Source organism: Noviherbaspirillum aridicola, assembly GCF_019656455.1.
Lineage (GTDB): Bacteria > Pseudomonadota > Gammaproteobacteria > Burkholderiales > Burkholderiaceae_D > Noviherbaspirillum > Noviherbaspirillum aridicola.
Window position 1 is genome coordinate 1 of sequence record NZ_BPMK01000037.1, and the last position, 1,233, is coordinate 1,233.

General features: G+C 63.5%; 2 protein-coding genes. Both read right to left on the reverse strand.

Annotated elements, in window-relative coordinates; genetic code table 11:
- Positions 1–371: branched-chain amino acid ABC transporter permease (locus NCCP691_RS21185; RefSeq protein ID WP_220810557.1), on the reverse strand; the 371-nt coding region annotated here is incomplete at its 3' end.
- An 11-nt stretch (positions 372–382) separates the two neighbouring features.
- Positions 383–1,233 (reverse strand): branched-chain amino acid ABC transporter permease (locus NCCP691_RS21190; protein WP_220810558.1); only part of this gene is annotated, 851 nt, incomplete at its 5' end.

A 1,233-nucleotide genomic window follows, 5' to 3' on the forward strand; every position in this document is an offset into this window, starting at 1 on the left:
GGCGCCTGCAGGCAGACGAAGAACAGCATCTGCGCCAGCGCCAGCGTGATCATCGTGAAGTAGATGCCCTGGCGCCGGATCGCCAGCCCGCCCATGAGCAGGCCGATCAGCGCCGCCGCCGCCACCCCGCCGAGCAGGCCGAGTTCGAACGGCAGGCCCCACACCTTGAGCATGTGGCCGGCCACATAGCCCGCGCCGCCGAAGAACGCCGCATGCCCGAACGACAGCAGCCCGGTAAAGCCGATCAGCAGGTTGAAGGCGCAGGCAAACAGCGCAAAGCACAGCACCTTCATCAGGAACACCGGGTAGACGAAGAACGGCAGCGCCAGGGCTGCTGCGATCGCTACCGCATATCCGATTCTCTGGTTCATTTCTTTTCCTCTTACTTCTCTTTGCCGAACAGGCCGGCGGGACGGATCATCAGCACGATGGCCATGATGATGAACACCACGGTCGCCGACAGCTCAGGATAGAACACGCGGGTAAAGCCCTCGATCACCCCCAGGCCCAGCCCGGTGATGATGGAGCCGAGAATCGAGCCCATGCCGCCGATCACCACCACCGCGAACACCACGATGATCAGGTTGGAGCCCATCAGCGGCGAGACCTGGATCACCGGCGCGGCCAGCACCCCGGCCAGCGCCGCCAGCGCCACGCCGAAGCCGTAGGTCGCAGTGACCATCAGCGGCACGTTGATGCCGAAGGCTTCCACCAGCTTGGGATTCTCGGTGCCGGCGCGCAGGTAGGCGCCGAGCTTGGTCTTTTCGATCACGAACCAGGTGCCCAGGCAGATCACGATCGAGGCCACCACCACCCAGGCCCGGTACTTGGGCAGGATCATGAAGCCGAGGTTGAAGGCGCCGCCTAGCGCCTCGGGCACCGAATACGGCTGGCCGGAGACGCCGTAGAACGAGCGGAACAGGCCTTCGAGCATGAGCGTGATGCCGAAGGTCAGCAGCAGGCCGTACAGGTGATCGAGCTTGTACAGCCAGCGCAGCATGGACTTCTCGATGATGATGCCGAACAGGCCGACCAGGATCGGCGCCACGATCAGCATCACCCAGTAATTGATCTCGAAATAATTCAGGCCCATCCAGGCGAGGAAGGCCCCCATCATGTACAGCGCGCCGTGCGCAAAGTTGATCACGTTGAGCAGGCCGAAGATGACGGCCAGGCCGAGCGACAGCATCGCGTAGAACGAGCCGTTGACCAGGCCGAGCAGCAGCTGGCTCA